Origin of the sequence: Nonomuraea sp. NPDC049750, from assembly GCF_040659625.1 — a bacterium.
Classification (GTDB): domain Bacteria; phylum Actinomycetota; class Actinomycetes; order Streptosporangiales; family Streptosporangiaceae; genus Nonomuraea.
On record NZ_JBFANB010000011.1, the window covers coordinates 250,056 to 276,789 of the forward strand.

General features: G+C 70.8%; 22 protein-coding genes. 17 read left to right on the forward strand and 5 right to left on the reverse strand.

Features of this window, described 5'->3' with window-relative positions:
- Nucleotides 1-68 precede the first annotated feature (68 nt).
- Together AB0J16_RS28135 and AB0J16_RS28140 are read left to right on the forward strand one after the other, a co-directional pair.
- Nucleotides 69-746, forward strand: a complete 678-nt coding sequence (locus AB0J16_RS28135) for an ABC transporter ATP-binding protein (RefSeq protein WP_357953625.1) — start codon at nt 69-71, stop codon at nt 744-746.
- A complete protein-coding gene (locus AB0J16_RS28140) occupies nt 743-2,680 on the forward strand; it encodes an FtsX-like permease family protein (protein ID WP_358544786.1) in 1,938 nt (645 codons plus the stop codon). Before AB0J16_RS28135 ends, AB0J16_RS28140 begins: the two co-directional genes overlap by 4 nt.
- Before the next feature lie 306 nt (nt 2,681-2,986).
- Here the strand turns inward: AB0J16_RS28140 and AB0J16_RS28145 are convergent, their stop codons facing one another.
- Nucleotides 2,987-3,988 (reverse strand): LLM class F420-dependent oxidoreductase, encoded by a 1,002-nt coding sequence (locus tag AB0J16_RS28145; RefSeq protein ID WP_358544788.1) that lies wholly within the window; start codon nt 3,986-3,988, stop codon nt 2,987-2,989.
- 198 nt (nt 3,989-4,186) lie between these two features.
- Here AB0J16_RS28145 and AB0J16_RS28150 point away from each other — a divergent pair, with 198 nt between their 5' ends.
- The gene (locus AB0J16_RS28150; protein ID WP_358544790.1) at nt 4,187-5,512 is read left to right on the forward strand and encodes a sulfatase; all 1,326 of its coding nucleotides are present in this window, start codon (nt 4,187-4,189) and stop codon (nt 5,510-5,512) included.
- On the opposite strand, the gene AB0J16_RS28155 is transcribed toward AB0J16_RS28150, so the two are convergent.
- Nucleotides 5,501-6,295 carry a helix-turn-helix domain-containing protein gene (locus AB0J16_RS28155; RefSeq protein WP_358544791.1) on the reverse strand — a complete coding sequence of 265 codons (795 nt, stop codon included), beginning with the start codon at nt 6,293-6,295 and terminating at the stop codon, nt 5,501-5,503. The genes AB0J16_RS28150 and AB0J16_RS28155 overlap by 12 nt on opposite strands.
- Before the next feature lie 52 nt (nt 6,296-6,347).
- Between AB0J16_RS28155 and AB0J16_RS28160 the strand changes: the two genes are divergently transcribed.
- Nucleotides 6,348-7,190 carry an NAD(P)H-binding protein gene (locus AB0J16_RS28160; RefSeq protein ID WP_358544793.1) on the forward strand — a complete coding sequence of 281 codons (843 nt, stop codon included), beginning with the start codon at nt 6,348-6,350 and terminating at the stop codon, nt 7,188-7,190.
- 31 nt (nt 7,191-7,221) lie between these two features.
- Here the strand turns inward: AB0J16_RS28160 and AB0J16_RS28165 are convergent, their stop codons facing one another.
- Nucleotides 7,222-7,914, reverse strand: a complete 693-nt coding sequence (locus tag AB0J16_RS28165; RefSeq protein ID WP_358544795.1) for a FadR/GntR family transcriptional regulator — start codon at nt 7,912-7,914, stop codon at nt 7,222-7,224.
- Between the two features lie 69 nt (nt 7,915-7,983).
- On the opposite strand from AB0J16_RS28165, the gene AB0J16_RS28170 reads away from it, so the two are divergent.
- From AB0J16_RS28170 to AB0J16_RS28180, 3 genes are read left to right on the forward strand one after another with little or no spacing between them, the layout of a single operon-like run.
- On the forward strand, nt 7,984-8,721 hold the full coding sequence (locus AB0J16_RS28170) for a (Fe-S)-binding protein (RefSeq protein ID WP_358544797.1): 738 nt from the start codon (nt 7,984-7,986) through the stop codon (nt 8,719-8,721).
- A complete protein-coding gene (locus tag AB0J16_RS28175) occupies nt 8,718-10,109 on the forward strand; it encodes a lactate utilization protein B (protein ID WP_358544798.1) in 1,392 nt (463 codons plus the stop codon). Before AB0J16_RS28170 ends, AB0J16_RS28175 begins: the two co-directional genes overlap by 4 nt.
- Nucleotides 10,096-10,680: a lactate utilization protein C gene (locus tag AB0J16_RS28180; protein WP_358544799.1), complete on the forward strand. Its 585-nt coding sequence runs from the start codon at nt 10,096-10,098 to the stop codon at nt 10,678-10,680. Before AB0J16_RS28175 ends, AB0J16_RS28180 begins: the two co-directional genes overlap by 14 nt.
- Here the strand turns inward: AB0J16_RS28180 and AB0J16_RS28185 are convergent.
- Nucleotides 10,670-11,683, reverse strand: a complete 1,014-nt coding sequence (locus AB0J16_RS28185; RefSeq protein ID WP_358544801.1) for a Vms1/Ankzf1 family peptidyl-tRNA hydrolase — start codon at nt 11,681-11,683, stop codon at nt 10,670-10,672. The two genes, AB0J16_RS28180 and AB0J16_RS28185, sit on opposite strands and share 11 nt — an antisense overlap.
- 3 nt (nt 11,684-11,686) lie before the next feature.
- Nucleotides 11,687-11,956 (reverse strand): DUF2795 domain-containing protein, encoded by a 270-nt coding sequence (locus AB0J16_RS28190; RefSeq protein WP_358544803.1) that lies wholly within the window; start codon nt 11,954-11,956, stop codon nt 11,687-11,689.
- Between the two features lie 91 nt (nt 11,957-12,047).
- Between AB0J16_RS28190 and AB0J16_RS28195 the strand changes: the two genes are divergently transcribed.
- The 10 genes from AB0J16_RS28195 (at nt 12,048) to AB0J16_RS28240 (ending at nt 26,364) form a co-directional block, all read left to right on the forward strand.
- A complete protein-coding gene (locus tag AB0J16_RS28195; RefSeq protein WP_358544805.1) occupies nt 12,048-13,112 on the forward strand; it encodes a GNAT family N-acetyltransferase in 1,065 nt (354 codons plus the stop codon).
- 126 nt (nt 13,113-13,238) lie between these two features.
- Entirely contained in the window at nt 13,239-14,414 is a 1,176-nt protein-coding gene (locus tag AB0J16_RS28200; protein WP_358544806.1) for an SAM-dependent methyltransferase, read from the forward strand.
- A gap of 65 nt (nt 14,415-14,479) precedes the next feature.
- Nucleotides 14,480-15,322, forward strand: coding sequence for a sirohydrochlorin chelatase (locus AB0J16_RS28205; RefSeq protein ID WP_358544807.1), 843 nt, complete (start codon nt 14,480-14,482; stop codon nt 15,320-15,322).
- A gap of 20 nt (nt 15,323-15,342) precedes the next feature.
- The gene (gene cobT, locus AB0J16_RS28210; protein ID WP_358544808.1) at nt 15,343-16,413 is read left to right on the forward strand and encodes a nicotinate-nucleotide--dimethylbenzimidazole phosphoribosyltransferase; all 1,071 of its coding nucleotides are present in this window, start codon (nt 15,343-15,345) and stop codon (nt 16,411-16,413) included.
- A 10-nt stretch (nt 16,414-16,423) separates the two neighbouring features.
- A complete protein-coding gene (speB, locus tag AB0J16_RS28215) occupies nt 16,424-17,437 on the forward strand; it encodes an agmatinase (protein WP_357953598.1) in 1,014 nt (337 codons plus the stop codon).
- A gap of 69 nt (nt 17,438-17,506) precedes the next feature.
- Entirely contained in the window at nt 17,507-18,739 is a 1,233-nt protein-coding gene (gene cobA / locus AB0J16_RS28220; RefSeq protein ID WP_358449531.1) for a uroporphyrinogen-III C-methyltransferase, read from the forward strand.
- A complete protein-coding gene (locus AB0J16_RS28225; RefSeq protein ID WP_358544810.1) occupies nt 18,736-21,243 on the forward strand; it encodes a dynamin family protein in 2,508 nt (835 codons plus the stop codon). Before cobA ends, AB0J16_RS28225 begins: the two co-directional genes overlap by 4 nt.
- Nucleotides 21,240-22,862 (forward strand): ABC transporter, encoded by a 1,623-nt coding sequence (locus AB0J16_RS28230; protein WP_358544812.1) that lies wholly within the window; start codon nt 21,240-21,242, stop codon nt 22,860-22,862. Before AB0J16_RS28225 ends, AB0J16_RS28230 begins: the two co-directional genes overlap by 4 nt.
- Before the next feature lie 595 nt (nt 22,863-23,457).
- A complete protein-coding gene (locus AB0J16_RS28235; protein WP_358544813.1) occupies nt 23,458-24,555 on the forward strand; it encodes a single-stranded DNA-binding protein in 1,098 nt (365 codons plus the stop codon).
- A gap of 516 nt (nt 24,556-25,071) precedes the next feature.
- A complete protein-coding gene (locus AB0J16_RS28240; protein WP_358544814.1) occupies nt 25,072-26,364 on the forward strand; it encodes a GGDEF domain-containing protein in 1,293 nt (430 codons plus the stop codon).
- Nucleotides 26,365-26,734: the final 370 nt, after the last annotated feature.

Below are 26,734 nucleotides of genomic sequence, written 5' to 3' on the forward strand. Positions count from 1 at the left end.
TTCGGCCGATGGGGAACCGGACGTCCGGCTGATCCGCCGGGCCCCTCCCCGGCGGGAGGCTCGACACCATGAACGACGTGCTTGTTGGACGAGCCCTGGCCAAGCGGTTCGGGCAGACGGTGGCCCTGGGCGGAGTGGACCTCGCGGTCCGCGCCGGGGAGGCCGTGGCGATCATGGGCCCCAGCGGCTCCGGCAAATCAACCCTGCTGCACTGCCTGGCCGGCATCATGAAGCCCGACTCCGGCGAGGTGCACCTGCTCGGCCAGCGCATCGACAACATGCGCGAGCGCGGCCGCAGCGCGCTGCGCCGTACCCGCTTCGGCTTCGTCTTCCAGTTCGGCCAGCTCCTGCCCGAGCTGCCCGCCGAGGAGAACGTGGCCCTGCCGCTGATGCTCGGCGACGTACCGAGGGCGCAGGCCGTACGGCAGGCCCGTGACTGGTTCGGGCCCCTCGGCCTGCACGGCATGGAGACCCGGCGGCCCGGCGAGCTGTCGGGCGGCCAGGCGCAGCGCGTCGCCATCGCCAGGGCGCTGGTCACCAAGCCCGCGGTGGTCTTCGCCGACGAGCCGACCGGCGCGCTCGACCAGACGACCGGCCAGGAGACGATGCGGCTGCTGGTCGAGGCGACCAAGCACAACGGCGCCTGCCTGATCGTGGTGACCCACGACCCCAACGTGGCCGGCTGGTGCGACCGCACGGTCGAGGTCCGCGACGGCCACCTGCTCGCGGGCGGGGTACGCGCGTGAACCTGGACCTGACCTGGCGGCTGCTCAAGGGTGGCGGGCGCAAGGGCCTGCTGGGCACCTGGCTGACCTTGGGAGCCGTCGCCGTCTCCATGGCGCTGCTGCTGTTCGCGGTGGCCGCCAACTACGCCTTCGAGGCCAGGGCCGACCGGAGCGCTTGGCGCAACCCGGTCCAGACCTCGGGAGAGGCCGTGGCGATCGAGGCGTCCCGTCATGACTTCGTCCGCGACAAGGACATCACCGTCGTCGACCTGGCGGCGCTCGGCGGGGAGGCGCCCGCGCTGCCGCCCGGCCTGGCCCGCTTCCCCGCGCCCGGCGAGGTCTGGCTCTCCCCGGCGCTGAAGGATCTGGCCGAGCAGTTGCCCGCCGACCAGCTCGCCGACCGCTTCCCGGGCACCAAAGGCGTACTCGGCGAGGAGGCGCTGCTCTACCCGGGCGAGCTGGTCGCGGTCGTCGGCCACAAGCCGGACGCGCCCGAGCTGACCGCGCAGCGGAGCGATGACTGGATCATCGCCAAACCCCCAGTGAGGGTGGCGAGCCTGGCGGGGGAGCCGACGGAGGACGCCAAGGCTTACCAGGTGCTGGCGCTGATTGCCGGGGTGCTCATGGTCGTGCCGCTGCTGGTGTTCGGGGGCGCGGCGGCCCGGCTCACCGTGGCCAGGAGAGATCAGCGCCTGGCCACGCTCAGGCTGGTCGGCGCCACGCCCGGCCAGGTGGTCGGGATGACCGTGGCCGAGGCGATGATCGTGGCCTTCGCGGGGGCGGTCACGGGCACGCTCGCCTACGCCCTGGCGGCGCCGCTGCTGGCCGGGATCCAGATCGGCGGCGGGCCGTGGTTCGTCTCCGACCTGTGGCCGAGCCCGCTGATCCTGGGCGGGCTGCTGGTCGCGGTCCCTCTGCTGGTGGGGCTCTCGGCCGTGGTGGGGCTGCGGCGGGTCGTGGTCAGCCCGCTCGGGGTGGCCAAGCGGGAGACGCCGCCCGCCATGCGCTTCGTCAGGGTCGTGGTCCTGCTCGTGGTGCTCGCCGCCGTTCCGCTGCTGAGTCGGGGCAACGCCGTGGGCCCCATCGCGGTGGTGATCGGCCTGGCCTTCCTCTGCGTCAACCTGGTCGGCCCGTGGGTGGTCGGGATCATCGGCCGCGTCACGGCCAGCCGGGCGAGCCGGCCCGCCCGGCTGCTGGCGGGCCGGCGGCTGGTGGACGATCCGCGCTCCGCGTGGCGCACGGTGAGCGGGGTGGCCATGACCGGCTTCGTCGCCGGGTTCCTCTGCCTGCTCAGTCCGGGCGCCTTCAACAGCAGCGGGGTTACGGGGCAGCTCCAGGTAGCCGTCCCGGCGGATCAGACGGCCGCCGTGGCCGAGCAGGCGCGGACCCGGCTTAAGGAGGCGGGGATCACGGCCACGGTCAAGCCGGTGAAGAAGGTCGTCGTCGTCGCTCTCGGCACCTCGGCCGACGCCGCGGCCATCGACCGGGCCCGTACGGCGCTGGCCGGGCTGGTTCCCGGGCACACGCCCACCACGGACGCCGACGACGGGCACTTCGGCGTCCAGATCCTGGCCGACATCCGCGCGGGCACGGTGGTCGTGCTGTCGGTGTCGTTCCTGGTCGCCATCGCCAGCGCCGGGATCACGGCCGCGTCGTCGATCCTGGACCGCCGCCAGACGTACGGGCTGCTGCGCCTGGCGGGCACGCCGCTGGAGGTGCTCGACAAGGCGCGCAGGGCCGAGACGCTCATCCCGCTCACGGTGATGGGCGGCGGCGCGATCCTGGTCGGCGCGTTCTGCGCGACACCCTTCATGATCGGCGCGGTGAACTCGACCGGGATGATCACGCTGCTGATCTGCGTCGGACTCGGCTTCGCCGGCGTGATCGGAGCAGGGGCCCTGAGCAGACCCCTGCTCAACTCGATCACCACCGACCCAGCTCCCCGCCCCGACTAACGCGACGCTCGCCGCCCTTCCACTCCCCGGAGGGGCCTCCCTCCGCTCCCCCGGAGGGGGTATCCGACCGAGGGTCCTCAGCCACAACGGGCCGTCTTCTTGCGCTCCCCCGGAGGGGGTATCCGACCGAGGGTCCTCAGCCACAACGGACCGTCTTCTTGCGCTCCCCCGGAGGGGGTATCCCACCGAGGGACCTCAGCCACAACGGACCGTCTTCTTGCGCTCCCCCGGAGGGGGTATCCCACCGAGGGACCTCAGCCACAACGGACCGTCACAGGGACTGAGACGGTCAATGGTCGCCAGCCGTCAGTTCAGAACCAGGTCGCGGATGATCGTCAGTGACCGCTCGTCCCGCGGCCCCATCACCAGCAGGCTGGTGACCGGGCTCTGGCGCCAGAGTTCGAGGCGTTCCTTGATCCGCCCCGGCGGCCCGACGAGCGAGATGCCGTCGGCCAGCTCGTCCGGGATCGCCTGGAACGCCTCATCCTTCTTCCCAGCCAGATACAGCGCCTGGATGCGCTCGGCGGCCTCGGCGAACCCCATCCGGCCGATGATGTCGGCGTGGAAGTTGCGGTGCTTGGCACCCATACCGCCGATGTACAGCGTGAGCATCATCTTCACCCCGTCGAGCGCGGCCCGTACGTCGTCGGAGATCACCACCATGACCATGGCCGCGACGTCGAAGCCCGGCGCGGCGCCCGACAGCGCCTCGCCGTACATCTCCTCGATCTTGGACGGGAAGGCGAACAGCGGGAGCCAGCCCTGGCCGAGCTCGGCGGCCAGGGCCACGTTCTTGGGCCCTTCCGCCCCGAGATAGAGGGGGATGTCGGGCCGCAGCGGGTGGGTGATGAGCTTGAGCGGTTTGCCCAGCCCGTCCGCCAGGGGGAGCGGGTAGTGCGGTCCGCCGCTGGTCACCGGCTCCTCGCGGCGCCAGACCTGGCGCATGATGTCGACGTACTCGCGGGTCCTGGTCAGCGGCTTGGCGAACGGCTGGCCGTACCAGCCCTCGACCACCTGCGGCCCCGAGGCGCCGATGCCGAGCAGTAACCGCCCGCCCGTGAGATGGTCGAGTGTCATCGCGGTCATCGCCGTGGTGACGGGTGGCCTGGCCGACATCTGGGCGATCGACGTGCCGAGTTTGATGCGCGAGGTCCGCGCGCCGTACCAGGCCAGCGGCGTGAAGACATCGCTGCCGTACGCCTCGGCGGTCCATATCGAGTCATAGCCGAGCCGCTCGGCCGTCAGGACGGTTTCGGTCGCGTCGTCCGCGTTGCGCTGCCAGTAGCCAAGCTGTAAGCCGAGCTTCATGTGACACCTCCGGAATTTAGTTCTATTACGGCTGCGGCGGAGCCGGGTGTCAATGCATGATCTTCCGGGGAAATCACCCTCGTGGTTAACGTTCTGTGTCGACTCGCTTGCGCGCTGCTGTTTCTTTCGGCAGGCGCGCTGCCCGTGATTCGTCCGGCGGTGGCCTCCGGGGCAAGCCGGCCGAACATCGTCATGGTGATGGCGGACGACCTGGAGTACGGGGCGCTCTCCTACTTTCCCGCGATAGATCAGCAGTTGGTGCAGCAGGGCGCCTCGTTCGAGCGATTCTTCGTGTCCAACTCCTGGTGCTGCCCATCGCGCACGACGATCCTGCGTTCCCAGTACGTCCATAGTCATGGCGTGCTGACCAACACCGCGCCGGAAGGTGGCTTCGACCGCTTCCACACCCTGGGTCTGGAACAGTCCACGATCGGCACCTGGATGCAGCAGGTCGGCTACCGCACGGCGCTGATGGGCAAGTTCCTCAACCACTATCCAGGCGGCACCGCCACGCAGACGTACGTGCCGCCCGGCTGGCACGAGTGGGACGTGCCCGTGCGCAACCTCTATCAGGAGTACGGTTACCGCCTCAACGAGAACGGCAACCTGGTCGACCACGGCTGGGGCGAGCAGGACTACCTGTCCGACGTGCTGGCGGGCAAGGCCAGAGACTTCATCAACGCCGGCTCGGAGCCGTTCTTCCTCTATCTCGCCCCCATCGCGCCGCACAACCCGGCCAATCCGGCCGTCCGCAACATGGACGCGTTCCCCTGGTCGCAGGCGCCGCGCACGCCGTCGTTCAACCAGGCGGACGTGTCGGAGGAGCCGGAGTGGCTGCGATCGAGGCCGCAGCTCTCGCCGGAGGGCATCGACGAGGTCGACGAGCGCTACCGCAGGAGGCTGCGGGCCATGCTCGGTGTCGACGACCTCGTCAACTCGGTGATCACCACCCTGCGCGACTCCGGCAAGCTCGACAACACCTACATCTTCTTCACCTCCGACAACGGCTTCCACCTGGGGACGCATCGCCTCCCTCAGGGCAAGACCACCCCGTTCGAGGAGGCCATTCATGTCCCGCTGGTGGTGCGCGGGCCGGGCATCGAGCCGGGCTCGAAGATCAACGAGATGACGGCGACGGTGGATCTGGCGCCCACGTTCGCCGCGCTCGGCGGGGCGGCGGTGCCGCCGTTCGCCGAAGGACGGTCGCTGGTGCCGCTGTTGGAGGGGAAGCACCCGTCGCCGTGGCGGCGGAACGTGCTGGTCGAGTTCAGCCGGCCGGCCAACCGGTCGTCGGCCGCGCAGACGCCGGTGCCCTCCTATGAGGCATTGCGTACGGAGACGCACACCTACGTGAGGTACGTCACCGGCGAGATACAGCTGTACGACCTCACCCGAGATCCCTACGAGTTGCACAACCTCGCCCGGTTCGCGGACCCGGGACTGGTGCTGCAACTCCAGGAACGGCTGTCGAGGATGCACTCCTGCTCGGGCGCCGAATGCCTGGAAGCCGACTCAGCCGGCTGAGCAGGCGGCGGGGACCGGCAGGCGGCCCGCCCGGTAAGCGCTCGGGGGCACGCCCATCACCGCACGGAACTCCGCCGTCATGTGCGACTGGTCGTAGTAGCCCGCGTCGGCGGCCAGTGAGGCGCCCTCTTCGCGACACACCCTGGCCAGCACGCCACGGACCCGGCTGATCCGGGCGAACCGCTTGGGCGGGACACCGACGCCGCCCGTGAACAGGTTGCGCAGGTGCCGCTCACTCACCCCCAGCTCTCTGGCAACCGCGACGACCGGAGGCGCCGCCGCGACACCCACCAGGTCGCCACGATCCAGCGCCGTCACGCCCACCAGGTCGCCACGGTCGAGCGCCGCCCCGGCCGAGAGCAGCGCCGCCGCCGCGCCCACCAGGCCGGCGCGGTCCAGGTCGGCGGGCGATTGCGCGGCCAGCCGATCAAGGAACGCCGCCTCCAGGCGCGCCATCACCCGCTCCGCCCAGTCATTTTCCATCACCATGCCCGTCAGCTCTTCGGCCAGCCGGTCCGCCCGTACCCCCCAAAGGTCCCGGAGCGGGACGACCTGGTCCACGAGCTCGCTCAGCGGCACCCCGAGCAGCGGCCGGGCGGTCCCCGGGCGCAGCCGTACCGTGACGCAGTGCGGCACGTCCTTGGGCGCCAGGTACGACGCCCGCGTACGCGGCCCCAGCACGTACAGGCGCCCGCCCCCGTCCACCGTGCGGAAGGCCACCGTCGGCGTGGTGTCGGGCTTCCGGACGTGAATCCGCTGGGTTCCCAGGAGTGCTCCATCCATAGTGCCGATTCTTCCTATAAGCGACGCCAGGTGCGCTGTCAGCCTGGCTGACATGATTCTGATCACCGGTGCCACGGGCACCATAGGCAGCCAGACCGCCCGCCTGCTCATCGAGCGCGGCGAGGCCGTACGGTCGATGACCCGGGACCTGTCCCGCGCGCCCGGCGGCGAGGCCGTCCAGGCCGACTTCGAAGACCCGCGATCGCTGCGGCGGGCGTTCGAGGGCGTGTCGGCCGCTCTCCTGCTGACCGGATTCGGCGGGCGGCTGAAGGAGCACGACCAGGCCATGATCGGGGCGGCCGTGGCGGCGGGCGTCAAGAAGGTGGTGAAGCTCTCGGCCATCGGCACGGGCGACAGCGACGACCCCGACGATGTCAGGTCGTGGCACGTGCCAGGTGAGGAGGCCATCAAGGCGAGCGGCATGTCGTGGACCATGCTGCGCCCGGCCGGCTTCGCCGCCAACTCACTGGGCTGGGCGGAAGCCGTCAGGTCGGGCGGCCCGATCCCCAACTTCACCGGCGACGGCGTGCAGCCCATCATCGACCCGCGCGACATCGCGGCCGTGGCGGTGGCCGCTCTCACCACGAGCGCGCACGACTCGCGCACCTACGACCTCACGGGACCGGACCTGCTCAGCGTCCCCGCCCAGGTGGCGATCCTGGCCAAGGTGCTCGGCCGCCCGCTGGAGACCGTCGAGATCCCCATCGAGGCGGCCAAGGAGCAGATGCTCGCCTCGGGCGCCGATCCGAGCCTGGTCAAGGTCGCGGCGACGGGCTGGACCATGCTCAAGGAGGTGGGCTGGCCGCATCTCTCGGACGACGTCCAGTCGGTGCTGGGCCGCCCGGCCACCTCCTACGAGTCCTGGGTCCAGGACCACCGAGCCGCGTTCAGCTAGGGGCCTTCAGCTGAAGGCGTGTAAGGAGCGTTCAGCTGAGCGAGGGGTAGGCGTGGGCGAGGTGCTCGGCGACCGCGTTCGCGGCCTCGTCGGGATCGCCCGCCCGTACGGCCGCGAGGATGCGTTCGTGGTCGGCGCGCAGCACGGACGTGTCGCCGAGCCGTGTCACCGCCTCCACCGCGTAGCGTCTCATCGAGTCGCGCAGCGACCGCATGATGGCCGCGATCAGCCGGTTCCCTGACGCGTCGGCCAGCGCGCAGTGGAAGGCGGTGTCGTGCTCGACGAACTCCTCGGCCGAGGTCGCGGCGTCCATGCCCGCCAGGGCCGTGGCGAGGTCGGAGGTGTCGGATCCGGCCGAGGCGGCGCGGGCCGCCGCCCAGCGTTCGATCATCAGCCGGGTGTCGATCACCTCGCGCAGCTCCAGGCTGGCCAGTCCCAGATGCAGCCTGAGCAGATCGGTGAGCGCCGTGTCGGGGCGGGAGGTCAGCACCGCCCCGGCGTCCGGCCCCCGCCCCACCTGCGACGACACCACACCGAGCGTCTCCAGCACGCGCATGGCCTCCCGTACCGACGAGCGGCTGACCCCCAGTTGCTCGGCGAGGCTGCGCTCGGCGGGCAGCCGGTCGCCCGCCTTGAGACCGTCTTCGGCGATGCGCCGTTCGATCTGTGCGATGACGTCCTCGAACGTACGGGTCCGCCGGACGGGCTGCCAGTCGGCCACCATTGTCCCCCTCGTGCGGCTTCGATATGGTCTGACCATACTGTGGTCAGACCATACATCGGAAGGAGAGCCGTGCGAGTCGCCCTGTTCATCACGTGCGTGAACGACACGCTCTTCCCCGGCACCGGCAAGGCCGTCGTGTCGCTCCTGCGCAGGCTCGGCTGCGAGGTGGACTTTCCCGCCGCCCAGACGTGCTGCGGCCAGATGCACGTCAACACCGGCTACCGCGAGGAGGGCGTACGGCTGGCGCGCCGCTTCACCGAGGTGTTCGCCGGGTACGACGCGGTCGTCGCGCCGTCCGGATCGTGCGCCGCCATGGTGCGCGAGCAGTATCCCAAGCTGGTACGGCAGGGGAGCAGGGGAGCGGCGGCGATCGCCGAGGTCGCGCCCAAGGTCTACGAGCTGTCCGAGTTCCTGCTCGACGTCCTCAAAGTCGACGACGTAGGCGCATATTTCCCGCACCGGGTGACATATCATCCGACGTGTCACTCGCTGCGCGGGCTCCATCTCGGCGACCGTCCGACCAGGCTCCTCCAGAACGTCCGGGGCCTGGAGCTGGTCCCGCTCCCGGCGGCCGAGGAGTGCTGCGGCTTCGGCGGCACCTTCTCGCTCAAGAACCCGGCCGTCTCCGCCGCCATGGGCGCCGACAAGGCGCGCAGCGTGCTCGACACGGGCGCGGAGGTGCTGTGCGCGGCCGACAACTCGTGCCTGATGCACATCGGCGGCACGCTCAGCCGCCAGCGGACCGGTGTCCGGGTCATGCATCTCGCCGAGATCCTCGCCTCCACCGAAGAGGGCGGTGCCCAATGAGCGCGACATTCCTCGGCATGCCAGGAAATTTCCCGAAAAATGCGGCGGAGGCCGTACAGAACTCCCAGCTCCGCTACAACCTCCGCAAGGCCACGCACACCATCCGCGGCAAGCGCGCGAACGTCGTCAGCGAGCTCCCCGACTGGCAGGAGCTCCGCGCGGCCGGCAAGGCGATCAAGGACGACACCCTGCGCCACCTCGACCGCTACCTCATCCAGCTGGAGGAGGCCGTGACCAGGGCGGGCGGCCACGTCCACTGGGCCCGCGACGCCGACGAGGCCAACCGCATCGTCACCCGGCTGATCCAGGCCACGGGCGAGAGCGAGGTGGTCAAGGTCAAGTCGATGGCCACCCAGGAGATCGGCCTCAACGAGGCGCTGGCCGCGCAGGGCATCACCGCCTACGAGACCGACCTGGCCGAGCTGATCGTGCAGCTCGGCGACGACTTCCCGAGCCACATCCTGGTGCCCGCGATCCACCGCAACCGGGCCGAGATCCGCGAGATCTTCCTCGACAAGATGCGCCCGGTCCCGGCGGACCTCACCGACGAGCCACGCGCGCTGGCCGAGGCCGCCCGGCTGCACCTGCGCGAACGCTTCCTCAAGAGCAAGGTCGCCGTCTCCGGCGCCAACTTCATGATCGCCGAGACCGGCACGCTGGTGGTGCTGGAGTCCGAGGGCAACGGCCGGATGTGCCTCACGCTGCCGGAGACCCTGATCAGCGTGGTCGGCATCGAGAAGCTGCTGCCCTCCTGGCGCGACCTCGAGGTCTTCCTGCAGCTGCTGCCGCGCAGCTCCACCGGCGAGCGCATGAACCCCTACACCAGCATGTGGACCGGCTCGGCCGAGGGCCAGGACTTCCACCTGGTGCTCCTCGACAACGGCCGCACGAACGTGCTCGCCGACGAGGTGGGCCGCCAGGCGCTGCGCTGCATCCGCTGCTCGGCCTGCCTGAACGTCTGCCCGGTCTACGAACGCGCGGGCGGCCACGCCTACGGCTCGGTCTACCCGGGCCCGATCGGCGCCATCCTCACCCCGCAGCTCAGGGGCATGTCGTCGGAGCTGGACGCCTCGCTGCCGTACGCCTCCAGCCTCTGCGGCGCCTGCTACGAGGTGTGCCCGGTCGCGATCGACATCCCCGAGGTGCTCGTGGACCTGCGCGCGAAGGTCCGCCACGCGCCGGCCGAGCGGGCGGGCATGCGCGTCGCGGGCTGGATACTCAACGACGAGGTACGGCTGGCGAAGGCGCAACGCCTGGCCACCCGCTTCCGCAAGGTGGTGCCGAAACGCCTGCCGGGCCCTCTGTCGGCCTGGACCGACACCCGGGACCTGCCGGAGATTCCGGAAGAATCATTCAGAGACTGGTGGGAGCGGAATGAGCGCGCGTGACGAGATCCTGGCCAGGGTCCGCCGGGCCGTGGCTGGCGCCCCCGAGGTGACGATCCCGCGCGGCTACCGTACGGCTACGCAGGCAGAAGACCTCGTGGGGCTGTTCGCCGAGCGGGTGGACGACTACCGCGCCGTCGTGCATGTGCTGCTCGCGGCCGAGGTGCCCGGCAAGGTGGCCGAGCTGGTGGCCGGCCGCCGGATGGTCGTGCCCGACGGGCTGCCGGCGGAGTGGCAGGTGCCCGGTGCCGTCGCGGGCGGCTCCGTGGCCGAGCTGGACGCCGCCGACGGGGTGATCACCGGCTGCGCGGTGGCCATCGCCGAGACCGGCACGATCGTCCTCGACTCGGGCCCCGGCCAGGGCCGCAGGGCGCAGACCCTGGTGCCCGACTACCACCTGTGCGTGGTCCGCGCGGACCAGATCGTGGCCGGTGTGCCCGAGGCGGTCGCCCGGCTCGACCCGGTCCGCCCGCTGACCTGGATCAGCGGCCCGTCGGCCACCAGCGACATCGAGCTCAACCGGGTCGAGGGCGTACACGGGCCGCGGACGCTGGAAGTGATCATTAGTACCTGATGACCGCCGCCGCGTCCGAGATCTCCGGGCTGAACCACAGCTCGGCGTCCGTCATGGTCGCGGCTCTGGTCAGCGCGGAGTCCGCGCGCTCCGGCACCGGATCCTCCACCCCCCAGCCGCGTAGCTCCTCGGGGGCGGTGGCCAGCTGCGTGCCGCCTCCGCCGCCGATCCACATGGGCCTGGTCACCTTGCCCGGCATCAGCACCGCGTGCACCCTGCCCTCCCGCAGGGCGTGCGCGACCTCGGCCAGCCCGGTGGGCCCGCCGGTCTCCCGGTAGCGGTCGAGCAGCTCCGCCCGCCGCCGGTCGAGGTAGGAGTCGAGCGCGGTCTCGACGTCTCGTTCGAACTGCTCGTGGTCGGCGCGGCTGCCGTGTTCGACCATCATCACGCGGTCCACGGACTTCGTTCCGAGATGATCGCAGACCAGCGAACGCGACTTCGGATCGCCGGCCACCACGACGAGTTCGAGGCCGAGCCGCCGGACCTGCTCGTCGATCTCGTGCGCGACGACCTTCGCGCTCTCCTCCCACACCTCCTCCATGTCGCGCTCGAATCGCTTCCGCGACCAGCCACCCCAGCTGGTCCTGTGCAGCGGCCACGGAGTGGGCTCCACGGTGGGCCGCCGGGGGGAGCCGCTGCCGAAGACGGCCAGCTCGGTGCCCGCGTGGTCCACGATGGCCCGCAGGTGCGGCACGTTCTCTCCGCGCAGCATCAGCATGGGCGTCACCAGCGGCAGCGGGCTGTACGCGGCCAGCTCCGGCGCCTCGGCGAGCGTCTCAGCCAGCACCACGTCGCCGTGGGTGGCGAACATCACCCGCGCGGCCACCGACCCCGCCGCCTCCGACTCCAGAGCGTCGAGCGTGTCCGGGTCCACCTCACCGCGGAGCTGGGCGCGCAGGTCACGCCAGTGCCTCTCGCGGTCGCGCCCGGCGAGGGTGCTCAGATAGACCGAGGCGTACGGCCCGCGGCGTTCATAGAGCGGCCGGATGAAGTCGAGCCGCACCACTCACCACCTCCGCTTCTCCATGCTGAGCCCGAGCGCCTCCGTGGCCTGCCCGATGGTGTGGTACTGCCGCTCCGGGAGCGAGTGCAGCAGCTCCAGCACCTCGTCGGGCGCGTGCCGATGCTCGGCGTGCCGCAGCAGGTCCTCCCTGGATGAGGGGAAAGAGGTGTCATTGACCCATTCGAAAAGCTCGGCGCCCTCGGCGTGCGTGAGGTCGCCGCCCCTCTTGTGCTCGCGCTGCTCGTCAAGGTGTTCGGCGCTGCCACATTCCATGGTGGTCTCACTCCTCTCTAGGGCGACCTACCCCCGCTTTCATGGGCAAACATCGCGGCTGTGTACCCTGCCGAGGGTGTTCGATCCCGGTGTGAGAATCACCACCGCGCGGCTCGTGCTCCGGCCTTTCGGCATCTCGGACGCCGACCGGATCCGCTCGATCGTGCAGTCCGGTGCCCAGTTCCTGCCGCCCGGCACCCCCGCCAAGGTGTCGGGCATCGCGCAGTGGCTCAAGACCGGCGTGCACGAGCTGCGCCGCTCCGGGCAGGGCGTGCACCTGGCGATGGCCGACGCCGACGACCGCGTCGTGGGCGCCATCAGCCTGTTCAAGACCGCGTGGGGCGCGGGAACGACCGAGGTCGGCTACGGCGTGCACCCCCTCTACCGGGGCCGCGGGTTCGCGCCCGAAGCCGTACGCGGGCTGGTCGAGTGGGTGTTCGCCACCACGGAGCTGCGCAGGATCGACCTGACGGCCAACCTCGACAACCTGGCCTCGCTACGCGTCGCACAGAAAGCGGGCTTCACCTGGGAAGGCGTGCTCCGCGACGCCGCGATGGAGGACGACGGGCCGCACGATCTGGTGATGTTCGGCCTGCTGCGCGGCGACAGCCGCGTCCCGTCCGACACGCTGCCCCGCACCGAGCTGCGTACCCGGCGGCTGCTGCTCAGACAGCCGGCCGAGGCCGACGTGGCGGACCTGGCGGCCACGGGCGCCGACCCGCTCACCCAGGCCGAGACCGGGCTGCCGCGCGGCTACACGCAGGCGGACGCCCGCGCGTTCATCGGCGCCGCCGAGCGGATCAGGACCAGGGGACAGGGGATCGCCTACACCGTGGCGGAGCTGGCCGGCGGCCGTTTCGTGGCGAACGTGGACCTCAGGGACGCCGACTGGGTCAACAGATCGGCGGAGGTCGGCTACATGACCGCGCCCTGGGCCCGCGGCCAGGGGTACGCGGGGGAGGCCGTGCTGGCGATCGCCCGCTGGCTGTTCGTCACGCAGGGCTTCGGACGGCTGCAACTGCGGGCGGCGGTCACCAACATAGCCTCGCAGCGGGTGGCGGAGAAGGCGGGCTTCGTCCGCGAGGGCGTGGCGCGCAACGCGCTCCAGGGGCGTGACCTGGTCGTCTACAGCCTCACGCCGGCCGATCTGGCGTGACGGATCGCACCGGTCCGGCCGGGCAGGACGGGGTGGTTCGTGCGGACAGGCACACCGGACAGGCGTTCGTACCCTTTGTGAAACACCGCGGCACCCGTCACCCTTAGTGGTGAGGCGGTGGTGCGCATGATCACAGTGGTCGGGTGGGACGGATCGGAGCTGTCGGCCAGGGCGGTCGAGCGGCTGCGCGGGGCGACGCTCGTGGTGGGGCCGGACGCCATCATCGGGCAGCTCAGGCTGACCGCTTCGGTCGTGGCCGACGGGTCGCTGCTCCAGACCCTCGACAGCCACTTCGAACAGGGCGAGGGCGCCGCCGTGGTCGTCGCCGAGGGTGATCCCGGCTTCTTCGGCGTGGTGCGCAGGCTGCGCGCCCACGGGCTCAAGCCCGACGTACTTCCCGCCACCTCGCTCGTCACCCGCGCCTTCGCCCGCGCCGGGCTCAACTGGGAGGACGCGCTCGTCGTCGCCCCGGTCGGCCCGCACCAGCTCAACCGGGTGGTCAACGCCTGCCGGGCGCACCCCAAGGTGGCCCTGCTGGTCGCGCCCGGCGTCGGGCCGGGCGACATCGCCCGCGAGCTGGCTCCGACGACCCCGCGCGAGCTGATCGTCTGCGAGGACATCGGCGGACCCGACGAGCGGGTCACCCACAGCCGCATGGGCGAGGCCACCACCCGGCCGTGGAAGGACCCCGACGTGGTGCTCGTCATCGACCCCCTCCACCAGGCCAGGGAGCCCGGCTGGGTGGCGGGCGCGCAGCCGGGGCCGGCCGAGTGGGCGCTGCCGTTCGAGAGCTCGATACCGGCCGAGGTCAGGGCGTACATCCTGGCCAAGCTCGGCCCCCGGCTCGGCGACCTGGTCTGGGACGTGGGCGCGGGCTCCGGCGAGATCGCCGTCGAGTGCGCCCGGCTCGGCGCCGCCGTCGTGGCCGTCGAGCGGGAGGAGGCGGCCTGTGCCCGGCTGCGCGCCACCGTACTCGAACACGGCGTCAAAGTGGCCCTGGCCAGGGGGCAGGCGCCACCCGCGCTCGAACCGCTGCCCGATCCCGACGCCGTCTTCGTCGGCGGGGGCGGAACCGACGTCATCGTGGCCTGCGCCGCCCGCCGACCGCGCACGCTGGTCTGCGCGCTGAAGACGGTCGAACGGGTCTCCGCGGTGCTCGACCGGCTCCGCGAGCACGGCTATCGTGCCGAGGGCACGCAGATAATCGCCTCAAAGCTCACCATTCAGCCGGACGGATCGCATAGCCTGGCCGCGGCCGACCCTGTCTTCGTCGTACACGCGACCCCCTCGCGTGTGGCGTGACCTGTTTCAACCGGCACGCATCGGTTATCCTCGCGTGTCTTGCCTACGCACCGGAGATTCCCTCAATGAAGCCCCCGCTCCTGCTCATCGGGCAGGGCTCGAACGATGACGCCGACTCCGCCGAGTTCGGCCGGTTCGTCCACAGGCTCCGATGCCGCCTGGACCAGCGGGCCGCCGACGTCTCCGGAGGCTATCTGGAGCGCGCCACGCCACGGGTGAGCGAGTCCGTCGCCTCCCTGGTCGCCCGGGGCCACCACCGTCTGGTGGCGCTGCCGCTGAGCCTCAGCCGGGTGGGCGCGGAGTTCCCCGCCGCCATGGCCAGGGTGCAGGAACGCCACCCGACCCTCATGTGCGACTACGGCCGCCCGCTGGGCCCCGACCCCCGTGTGCTCGCGCTGCTGGCCGAGCGCCTCAACGACGCCGCCACCGAGATGCCCAAGCTGCGCCCGCTGGAGCTGGTCGGCGGCCGGCCGCGGCTGCGGGCCGTCGACTCGGCGACCACCGAGCTGCCCCTGCACGTCGAGCCGGGAGACACCGCGGTCGTCCTGGTCGGCGAGGGCTCCACCGATCCGGCGGCCAACGCCGAGATCCACCGCGTCTCGCGGCTGTTCTGGGAGACACACGCCTACGACTTCATGACGGTCGAGACCGCCTTCGTCTCGGTCACGCCGCCCGGAGTGCCCGGCGGGCTCGAACGCTGCCGCCGGCTGGGCGCCAAGCGGGTGATCGTCGTCCCGTACCTGCTGTTCGCGGGCGGGATGCTGGAGCGGGTGTGGGCGCAGGCGCTGGCCTACGGCGCCGGCCACCCCGATCTCGACATCCGTTGCGCCGAGGTGATCGGCGACTGCGAGACCCTGGCCGATGTCGTCATCGACCGTTACGAGGAAGCGCTCCAACTGGTCCCCTGACCCCTACTCGGAGGTAAGCCGTGCTCGCTGAGACGCTCGCCGCGATTCGCCCCGCCGACCCGCGCGCCATCGCCGACGCTCGGGCCTACCAGGACCGCCTCACCAAGCCGCGCGGCTCGCTCGGCGCGCTGGAAGAGGTCGCGGTACGTCTGGCGGGCGCCGCGGGCACCACCCCGCCGCCCATGCCGACCCCGGCGGCCCTGGCCATCTTCGCGGCCGACCACGGCGTCCACGCCCGGAACGTCACCCCGTGGCCGCAGGAGGTCACGATCCAGATGGTCGCCAATTTCCTGTCCGGCGGCGCGGTGGCCAACGCCTTCGCCAAGCAGGTCGGCGCGACGGTGACCGTGGTCGACGTGGGCGTCGCGGCGGACCTGCCCGACGCGCCGGGCCTGGTGAAGCGGAAGATCGACTACGGTACGGCCGACCTGGCCGCTGGTCCGGCCATGACGGTGGATCAGGCCGTACAAGCTCTCGAAGCCGGCATCTCGGTGGCCCGCGACCTGGTGGCGGGCGGCGCCCGCTGCCTGATCACCGGTGACATGGGCATCGCCAACACCACCGCCTCCGCCGCGCTGATCTCCGCCTTCACCGGCCGGGACCCGGCCGACGTGACGGGCCGGGGGACCGGGATCGACGACGAGACGCACGCCCGCAAGGTGGACGTGATCCGTGAGGCGCTCCGGGTGAACGGCGTCAACTCCGTCATGTCCCTGCCCAACGACGCCCTGCGAGCCCTGGCCGCCGTGGGCGGGTTCGAGCACGCGGCGCTGGTGGGCTTCATCCTCGGCGGCGCCGCCGCCCGCGTGCCGCTGATCCTCGACGGGGTCATCGCCGGGGCGGCCGCCCTCGTGGCCGCGGCGCTCGACCCCGCCGCGCTGGACCACTGCGTCGCCGGGCACCGCTCGGCCGAGGTGGGCCACACCGCCGCACTCGGCCACCTCGGCCTGCGCCCCATGGTGGACCTGGAACTGCGGCTGGGGGAGGGCACCGGTGGGCTGCTCGCCTACCCGCTCGTCTGCGCCGCCGTACGCGTCATGCACGAGGTCGCCACCTTCGACTCGGCGGGAGTGACCGAAAAACACGTGTGATGATGGGGCCATGTCGAGATACGGCCCCATGTACGGCCCCGATATCACCTTCCTCGGCGTCGAGCGGTGCGATGTCGGCGACCCCGCGACGTACGCGGGGGCCGACGTCGTGATCATCGGGGCTCCGTTCGACGGCGGCACCTCCAACCGTCCCGGGGCCAGGTTCGGCCCGATGGCCCTGCGCCAGGCCTGCTACCTGCCGCACGACGGCTCCAGGCCCAGCCTGGCCCTGCGCGTCGACGCGCTGCGGGACCTGCGCGTGCTCGACGCGGGCGACGTCGAGTGCTACTCCGGCGACGTCGAGTCCTCGCTGGCCGCCATCGAGGACGCGGTCCACCGCGTCGCCGCCTCCGGGGCCGTGCCGCTCGTCCTGGGCGGCGACCACACGGTCGCGCTGCCCGACGCCAGGGGCACCTCCAGGGCGTACGAGCCGGGCCGGACCTCGATGATCCACTTCGACGCACACGCCGACACGGGCAACATCGCCTTCGGCCACCTGTACGGCCACGGCCAGCCCATGCGCCGCCTCATCGAGTCCGGCGCCATCCGCGGCGACCGGTTCCTGCAGATCGGGCTGCGCGGCTACTGGCCGGGTCCCGAGACGCTCGGCTGGATGGCCGAGCAGAACATGCGCTCGTACGAGATGACCGAGATCGTCACCCGAGGGCTCGAAGAGTGCCTGACGGAGGCGTTCGGCATCGCGCTCGACGAGTGCGACCAGATCTTCCTGTCCGTCGACATCGACGTCTGCGACCCCGGGCACGCCCCCGGCACGGGCACCCCTGAGCCGGGCGGCCTGTCGGCCAGGCAGCTTCTCGACTCGGTCCGGCGGATCTGCTACGAACTGCCGGTGGCCGGTATGGAGGTGGTCGAGGTGGCTCCGCCGTACGATCACGCGGACATCACCGCGTTCCTCGGGAACCGGGTTATCCTTGAGGCGCTGTCAGCGATGGCCAGACGCCGGAAGGACGATAATGGCGGGCCCCGCTGGGATCCTCACCAGCCGCTTCTTGACGGCCGATAAATCTCTCGGTAAGACCCGGTAGGTTTACCTCTTAACACACCAAGCTTCGCGAACGGGAGATTCCCCAGCATGGGCCCCTACCTCCTCGGCCTGCGGCTTTCCGGGCGCAGGGTCCTCGTCGTGGGCGGCGGGCGCGTCGCGCAGCGGAGGGTGCCGGCGCTGCTGGAGGCGGGCGCCGAGGTCACCGTGGTGTCCACGAGCGTCACGCCCGCGCTCGACGACCTGATCGCCTCCGGCCGGGTCACCTGGCACGCCCGCCCCTACGAGGTCGGCGACTGCGACGGCGCCTGGCTCGTCCAGGCGTGCACCGACGACAAGTCCGTCAACACCGCCGTCGCGGCCGAGGCCGAGGCCAAGCGGATCTGGTGCGTGCGAGCCGACGACAAGGACGCCTCCGCCGCCTGGACGCCCGCCTCCGGGCGGGTGGACGAGATCACCGTGGCCGTGACCGCCGGCGGCGACCCGCGCAGGGCGGCCGGCATCAGGGACGCGGTCGTGGGCGCGCTGCGCGACGGCACGGTCGACGCTCGCCGCAGCCGCACCAAACCCGTCGGCGTCGCCCTGGTCGGCGGCGGCCCCGGCGATCCCGGGCTGATCACCGTGCGCGGCCGGCAACTGCTCGCGCAGGCCGACGTCGTGGTCGCCGACCGGCTCGCGCCCCGCGCCCTGCTCGACGAGCTGGCGCCCGACGTCGAGCTCATCGACGCCGCCAAGGTCCCCTACGGCAGGTCCCTTTCGCAGGAGACCATCAACGAGTTGCTCGTCGACCGGGCCAGGCAGGGCAAGTTCGTGGTCCGCCTCAAGGGCGGCGACCCGTTCGTGTTCGGGCGCGGCGGCGAAGAGATGATCGCCTGCGCCCAGGCGGGCATCCCGGTGCTCGTGGTTCCCGGCATCACCAGCGCCGTGGCGGTGCCCGCCTCGGCCGGGGTTCCGGTGACGCATCGCGGGGTCAGCCAGGAGTTTCACGTGATCTCCGTGCACGTCGCGCCGGACGACGCCCGGTCGACCGTCGACTGGCCGGGGCTGGCCCGTTCGCAGGGCACGCTGGTGCTCATGATGGCCGTCGAGAGGCTGGCGAAAGTGGCCGAGGCACTCCTGAGAGATGGACGCCCTCCGGAGACTCCCGTAATGGTGGTACAGGACGGTACTCTTCCGACCCAGCGGGCGGTTGTGGCTCCACTTTCCAGCGTGGCCGACCGCGTGTCCGCGGCTGGTATACGGCCGCCGGCGATCGTCATCGTCGGCGACGTCGTAAGGGTCGGCCAGGAGGTCGAGATGGTCAGAGCGGAGCGCCTGCCGTGAACACGGCCATGGATGACGGGCGGCAGGAGTCGCCTGGGGAGCAGACGTTGAGCTTCCGCGCCTTCACGGACGAGTCCGCGGCGCCGGCCGCCGCGGCCGAGGAGGAGGCGCCGTCTCCGACCGGAGAGTCTCACGACGAGCCGGCGGGGCTTGAGGCGTCGTCCGAGGAACCCCCTGACGGGCCTCAGACGTCGTCTGACGCTGGTGACGCTGGTGACGCTGGTGACGCTGGTGACGCTGGTGACGTCGGCGCGTCGGAACCGGAAGCGCCGGAGGCGGGGGCCGAGTCGGACGAGCCGGCTGACGAGGAGCCTGACGTGCGGGCGGAACCGGAGGAGTCTGAGGCTCTGTCTGACGAGGAGCCCGCGGAATCAGCCGAGCCCGCGGAATCAGCCGAGCCCGCGGAATCAGCCGAGCCCGCGGAATCAGCCGAGCCCGCAGGGCCCGACCAGCCCGCGGAGCCGGCCTGGCTCAGGGAGCTCGACGAGGCGGAGGCACGGGCGGAGCTCGCGGAGACCAATGAGCCGCAGCAACCGGCCGGGTTCCTGACACTCGATGAGCCGGAGGCGCGGGTCGAGCCTGCGGAGAGCGACGAGTCTGCCGAGGACGAGCCTGCGGGATCGGCGGATGTCCGCCCGGAGCCGTCCGCGTGGCAGTTCCCGGACCCCCAGGCCGAACAGGACTCGGACCCGCAGGCCGGACAAGTCTCGGACCCACAGGCCGGACAAGTCTCGGACGACGCGCAGGCCGTACACGATGAGCCCGTAGAGCCCGTAGAGCCCGTAGAGCCCGTAGAGCCTGCGGAGGCGGTCGGCGCGGAGCAAGGCGCGGCTGGGCGGCCCCCCGCCCGGCGGGTCGAGCCGCTGCCCCCCGAGATGGTCGCCGCGCTGACGGCGGCGCTCGACGCGCTCCGCGAGAGCGTGTCCGACCTGCGGTTCGGGCTGGACCTGCCGGGTGCGGCCGAGGCCAGGCAGGCCCGCGCCGACCTGCTCGCCCAGCTCAAGGACTACGTGCTCCCGAGAGTACGGACGAACACCGCGCCCGCCCTCATCGTGGTCGCGGGCTCGACCGGCGCGGGCAAGTCCACGCTGGTCAACTCCCTCGCCGAGAAGAACATCTCCCGCACCGGCGTACGACGGCCCACCACCGGCATCCCGGTGCTGGTCTGCCACCCGGACGACCGGCAGTGGTTCACCAAGGGCGACCTGCTCGGCGGCATGCGGCGGATCGACAAGCCGTCGCCCGAGGACGGCATCGGCAGCCTGGTCGTGGTCGCGACAGAGAAGCTGCCGCAGGGCGTCGCGCTGCTCGACACCCCCGACATCGACTCGGTCGTCGAGGAGCACCACGAGATCGCCCACCGCATGCTCGACGCCGCGGACCTGTGGATCTTCGTGACCACCGCCGCCCGCTACGCCGACGCCCCCGCCTGGAACCTCCTGCGGCTGGCCAAGGAACGCGGTGCCCGGCTGGCCATCGTGCTCTCACGGGTCCAGCCCAAGGCGCGTGAGGTCGTGCTTAAGCACTTCATCCGGATGCTCACCGAATACGGCTTGGGCGAGGTCGACCGGTTCGTCATCGGCGAGGCGAAGGTCGTCGACGGCCGGCTGCCCGATCATGAGATGACCGATCTGCGCCTCTGGCTGGCCGAGCTCTCCGTCGATGAGGACCGCCGCGCGCAGGCCGTACACGAGACGCTCAACGGTGTGCTCGACAGCTTCCGTACCCGCGTTCCCGCCCTGGCCAGGCATCTGGAGGGGCAGGTCGCCTTCCGCACCGAGCTGCGCGCGGACGTGGAGGCGGCCTACATGAGCGCGCTCGCCGAGATCGACAAGGCGACCAGGAACGGCATGCTCGTCCACGGTGAGGTGCTGGCCCGCTGGCAGGACTTCGCCGGGTCCGGTGACCTCATGCGGACGATCCAGTTCCGCAAGCGGGGCAGGTCGGGCAGGCAGGCGCCCGAGCGGGTCACGGCGTTCCGCGCGGCGCTGCGCGCCGGTCTGGAGTCGGTGATCGTCGCCGCCGCCCACCGCGCCGCCGAGGAGGTGGTCGCCCGCTGGCGGCACCGCTCGGAGGTGGGCGGCACGATCGGGGCGGGCCTCGAACGGCCTTCCGACGAGCTCGTACGGCATGCCACCCGGGCCATCTCCGCCTGGCAGGAGCACGTCACGGAGCTCGTACGTACGGAGGGTGTGGCCAAGCGGTCGGTGTCCAAGTTCGTCTCATTCGATGCCGACTCGCTATCGTTGATCTTCATGGTTGCGATGTTCAGCGGCGGCACCGTCGAAGGCGTGCCGCACCGGCTGGTCAATGCCCTGCTCGGCGCCGAGTCGCTGCGCGGCATCGGCGCCAAGGCACTCAGTGACCTGCGAGCCAGGATCGGCATGCTGTTCGACGAGGAATCCATGCGTTACGTGCAAGCGCTCGACTCGGCCGGGATACCCGACGAGTCCACCGCGACCCGCCTCTACCAGGCGACGTACAACCTCGAGGTCGCTCGATGACCGCCGTCACCACCAGGCCGGGCCTGGCTCCGCGGCTGACCGCCCTGACCAAGATCGTTGAGCTTGGCCCCGGGCGGCTCGACCAGAAGGTGCTCTCCGAGGCGAGCGCGCTGCTGACGCGGGCCGGTGACCGGCTCAAGCTGTCGTCGGAGCACACCGTGGTCGCCCTCGCCGGTGGCACCGGCAGCGGCAAGTCGTCGCTGTTCAACGCGATCTCCGGGCTTGAGCTGTCGCCGACGGGCGTACGCAGGCCCACCACGGCCCGTACCCACGCCTGCGTTTGGGGGCTGGAAGGCGCCGCGCCGCTGCTCGACTGGCTGCAGATCCAGTGGCGCCACCGCTTCGCCCGCGCCAGCGCGCTGGACAAGGGTGAGAGCCAGCTCCACGGGCTGATCCTGCTCGACCTGCCCGACCACGACTCGATCCGGGCGCTCACCGACACCGAGGCCGACCGGCTCATCGGCCTGGCCGACCTGGTGGTGTGGGTGCTCGACCCGCAGAAGTACGCTGACGCCTCCACGCACCGGCGCTACGTCACCGACCTGGCCGGGCACGACGCGATGACCGTGTTCGCGCTCAACCAGGCCGACAAGCTGTCCACCGAGGAGCTCGCCGAGCTGGTCATCGACCTCAACGACCTGCTCCGCCGCGAAGGCATCGAACATCCCAGCGTGGTGCCCACCTCGGCGGTCAGCGGCCGGGGCATCGACAGTCTCAAGAGCGTCATCTCGGGCGCGGTCTCCCGGCGGCGGGCGGCCATCCACAAGATCGAAGCCGACCTGCGCCGGTTGGAGCGGCGCCTCACCGAGACCATGCCGGTCGGTGAGGCCCTCTCCGCGCCGGCGTCGGTCGACGAGGCCCGCAGGCTCGGCCTGACGGACGCGCTCTGCGACGCCGTGGGCGTTCCGGCCGTGGGCGAGGCCATGGAGAACGTCTACGCCGAGCGGTCGAGCCGCTGGGTGGGCTGGCCGTACCCGCGCTGGCTGGCCAAGTTCCGTCCGGACCCGCTCAAGTCGCTGCGCCTGGAGGATGTCAGCGACGAGATCCGCGGTATCACGACCGGCTCGGTGAGCGCGCAGGCCGCCGAGGTGTCCAACGCCGTCCAGGCGCTCGCCGACGGGCTGACGGTTGGGATGCACCCGGTGTGGCGTACGGCGGTGCACCGCGCGGCCCGCTCCCGCTCCAGCCAACTGCCCAAGGTGCTGACCGAGGACCTCACGGAGGTCGCGCCGGAGCTCGACCGGGTGCCGGGTTGGTGGCGGATCCTGAAGATCTGGCAGTACTTCCTGGTCGGCGCCTTCGTCGGCGGACTCGCCTGGCTGGCGGTGGGGCTGACCGTCCCCGGCCAGCTCCCCGCGTCCCTCCAACTGCTCGGCGACAGCGCCGCGCTGCCTTGGGTGGGGCTGATGATGGCCTCCGTACTGGGGTTGGGGGCGCTGTCGGGCATCGCGTCACGCAACTTCGTCGTACTCGGGGCATCGAGGGAACGCGAACGCCTGGAACGGGAGATGCGCCGTCGGGTGGCGGCGGTGTCGGAGACCATGGTGGTGGAGCCGGTGGAACGCGAACTGGGCCGCCACCACGCCTTCTACAGCGCCATGCGTGGGCTGTCCGGCTGACTCCTCTGCGGGCTGGGCGGCTTTTCTCTCACAGTGCTGTGTGTGCACGGCCTTCTTACGGTGCTGTGTGTGGTCGGCTTCTGGAGCACCTCGCCTGGCCTCTTTTCGCGGGCAGCCGTCTTGGGGCAGCCTCGTGCACAGGCAGTTACCACAGGAGCGGCTTTCTCCACGGGAAGCCGTCCCCGGGGATGGCCTCGTTCCACAGGCAGTTACCACAGGGCGACTTAGTCCCGAGCAGTCGCCTCAGAGGTGGCTTCGTCCGTGAACACCCGCCTCGGGAGCTAGCCCGTCGGCAGCCGCCACAAGGGGGATGGGTTGGCGAGATGACGTCCCGCAGAGCGGTGTAGTTTCTCACCCGCTCAGCCCGGTTCGCCACGTAGGAAACGCACAACGAGATCGTTGATCCACCACTGGGTGGGACACCACCGGGTGGCGATGTCCATGCGCAGTCACTTCAAGCGGCTTCGTCCACAGGCAGCCGTCCTCAAGACGACGCTGTCCACAGAACCCCGTTCGGCCCCGCCCGCCCACACCCATCTGAGGCACCGTACTCCCAGGCCGCGGGCACCCCGCCCGCCACAGTGGAGGCAACGGGATGAACGACATCTACATCACACTCACCGGCAACGTCGCAGCAGAGCCACGCCAATACAGCTTCGAGGACGGGGCCAGGGTGACCTCACTCCGGGTGCTCACCACCCACCGTTACTTCGACAAGAGGACCGGACAATGGGCCGACGGGGAGCGAGTGTGCTTCGCGGTCCGCTGCTGGCGTGCCCTCGGTGACAACGTCGCCAAATCCGTGCAGGTAGGACAGCCCGTAGTCGTGTCCGGCAAGCTCCGCATCAGAGAGTTCGGCCCCGAGGGCGACCGGCGCTTCATGCCCGAGGTCGAGGCCAGCTCGGTGGGCCACGACCTGCGCTGGGGCACAGGCGTCTTCGCCAAGCCGGAGCGCGGCGGCGGCACCGGCTCGGTGAGCAGGGAGATGCGCGACCGCCTGGACGAGGAAACCCAGGACTGGGCCATGGGCGCCAAGCCCGCCCCCGACCGTCTCACGACAACCCGGGTGACCGCCCGAGTAGATGCCCGGATGGATGAAGGCTCCGCACCTCGCGTCGCGGAGGAGCAGAAGCGCGGCCCTGACCGTCCGACGGAGCCGCCAGCCCCGGCAGATGAGGCGATGACATCGGAGAACCGCACGGCATCGGAGCAGGACCGCTCGACTTCACAGCCCCACACGTCCGAGGAGAGCGGCACGGCCGAGGAGAGGGGTGCGCCGACTCACAGCATCAAGGACCAGATATCCGCCAGCGTGCTCGGCACCGGCTCCCGTCGCACCCGCGCCCTCGAAAGCCCCACTACGGGAGCCGACACTAAGCGGAGCGGCCCCGCAACCACCAAGCAGCCCAACACCAAGCATTCCGCCTCTTCACCGAGCGCCACCTCGCCCACCGATGATTCGTCAACCGATCTCCCGCCCACCCACTCCGAGTCAATGGGTGCGGCGTCAGCAGGTGCGGCGTCGACAGGTGTCACGTCAGCAGGTGCGGCGTCGACGCGGTCCCAATCCCGAGGCGCTCCGTCTCCGGCGGGCAGGAGCGGCGGCGCGACCGTACGGATCCTGGGTGCCGACGACAACGAGACCGAGGCGGAGGACGCTGGTTGGCCGACGGAGGAGCGAGCAGCGGCATAACGGACCAGGAGCGAGCGGCGGTGTGGCGGGGCCGGGAGCGAGCGGCGCCATAACGGGCGAGGACCGAGTGGCGGCGTAGCGGACCAGTATCTAGCAGCGGCGGCGTAGCGGGCCAGGACCGAGCGGCGGCGTAGCGGGCTCTGCTGCACAACGGCTCACGCATGAGCGGAGCATCGGGCGATCAAGCCGGTGCCCGCTCATGCGCCCGCAGGTAAGAGCGGGAAGGAAGGGAGGGGTCACCGGCCGCACGCGGTGATGCCATGAAGCCCCACGGGGTGGCACCGAAAATTCGGCCGATGGTGTTGCCGGGTGTCAGATTGCTAGAGCGTCTCTCAGGTCCAGGTCACGCCCTGCACCATGGCTGCTCCTTTCAGCACGGTCCACTCGCGGAGTGAGCGGGTCATTCGCCGACTACAGCACGTATGTGGTCACAACGTCAAACGTAGTTGGTTCCCATCGCGCAACGCACACTCCGCAATTAATGTGTTACACATCGTTAGTCAGGGAGGGGACGAGATGGCGGCGACCAGTCACGCCTCGGTCAAGCCTCGCAACGGTGTTTCAACGCTGGCCAGCCGCTGGCCACTACTCGGACAACGTCGTCCGCTTCTTTACTACCTGAGCGGGATCGTCATCCTGAATCTCGCCGCAACCGCCTTTTTCACGACATCTACCGAACTCCGGTGGCCGCAGCTACTGACGTTCGCCGCTCTCATGGGCTGCGGCGCGGTCTGCATCGAGGCCACCAGACGTCTGGGTATGCCCGCCGGCGTCTCCCGGGACCTGCTGTCCGCGTGGTGGTTGCCGGTGGCGTTGCTGCTGCCGCCGGCCTACTCGCTGTTCGCGCCGATCGTGCTGCAGGTCCTGCTGCAATGGCGGGTCCGTGCGACGGTCCTCTATCGCCGGGTGTGCAGCGCGGCGGTCATCGGGCTGGCGGCCTGCACGGCGTCCGTGACGTTCCACTGGCTCGTACCCGACTCGGCGGTGCTCTCGCGGGGCAGCGGACTCCCGATCCTCTGCGCCATCGGCTCCGCCGTGCTCTTCGCCCTGCTCAACACCATTCTCATCGCGATCGCGGCACACACCGCCAACCCGGACATCTCCTGGCGCGAGGTGCTCTGGGACAGGGAGAGCGTGCTCCTTGACGTCGTGGAGCTCTGCCTCGGCGTCACGGTCGCGATCGCCTGCGGGCTCAACCTCGCCCTCTTGCTCCTCGCTCTGCCGCCGGTCGTCCTCCTCCAGCGCAGCCTCCTGCACGCCCAGCTCCAGGCGGCGGCTCGCACCGACGCCAAGACCGGCCTGCTGAACGCCGCCGCCTGGCAGCGCGAGGCCGACACCGAGATCGTCCGCGCCCGCCGCACCGGTGAGACGCTCGCCCTCCTGATCATCGACATCGACCACTTCAAACGAGTCAACGACACCCATGGTCATCTGGCCGGCGATCAGGTCCTCGTCGGCGTCGCGGCCACTCTCCGCAGCCAGTTGCGCGACTACGACGTGGTGGGCCGCTTCGGCGGAGAGGAGTTCGTGGTCCTCCTACCGCGCGCCGACATCCACGAGGCTCGCCGAGTGGCCGAACGCCTCCGCTACTGCATCGGCCGCATGTCCGTCCCGGCGGACGATGCGATGATCTCGGTCACCATCTCGGCAGGCGTGGCCTTGATGAGCGTCCACGGCGACGACCTGATCGAACTCCTCGCCGCCGCCGACCTGGCGCTCTACCGCGCCAAAGAACTGGGCCGCGACCGCGTCTGTGTCCCCGTAATCCAACCACCGCCACCCGCCCTCCCCGAGGACCCCGCCGCTTGACGTCCCCTCGAAGTCCTCATCGCGTGATGCCCTCCTGAAAGATCCGCTGCCTGACACCGGGCTTCGGTGGGCCGCTGCCTGAGGTGCCTCTGAGGAGGCTGCTGCTTGGCGTCGCAGTGGGGCTTCGATGGGCTGCTGCCTGATGTCCCTCTGGAGGGGTCGCCGCGTGATGCCGCACCGGACTTCTGCGGCCTGCTGTCTGGCGTCCTCCTGAAAAGGCCGCCGCCTGACGGCGAATCGCAATTCTCCAGTCCGCAGCCGGAATCCATCGTCGCGGCCGGGGGATTCGTGGGTGGCCTTCTGGTTGTTGCCACGCGCCGAGGCAGTACGTACACTTCGTAAAGTACGTACTTCACGATAACGTCGGAGT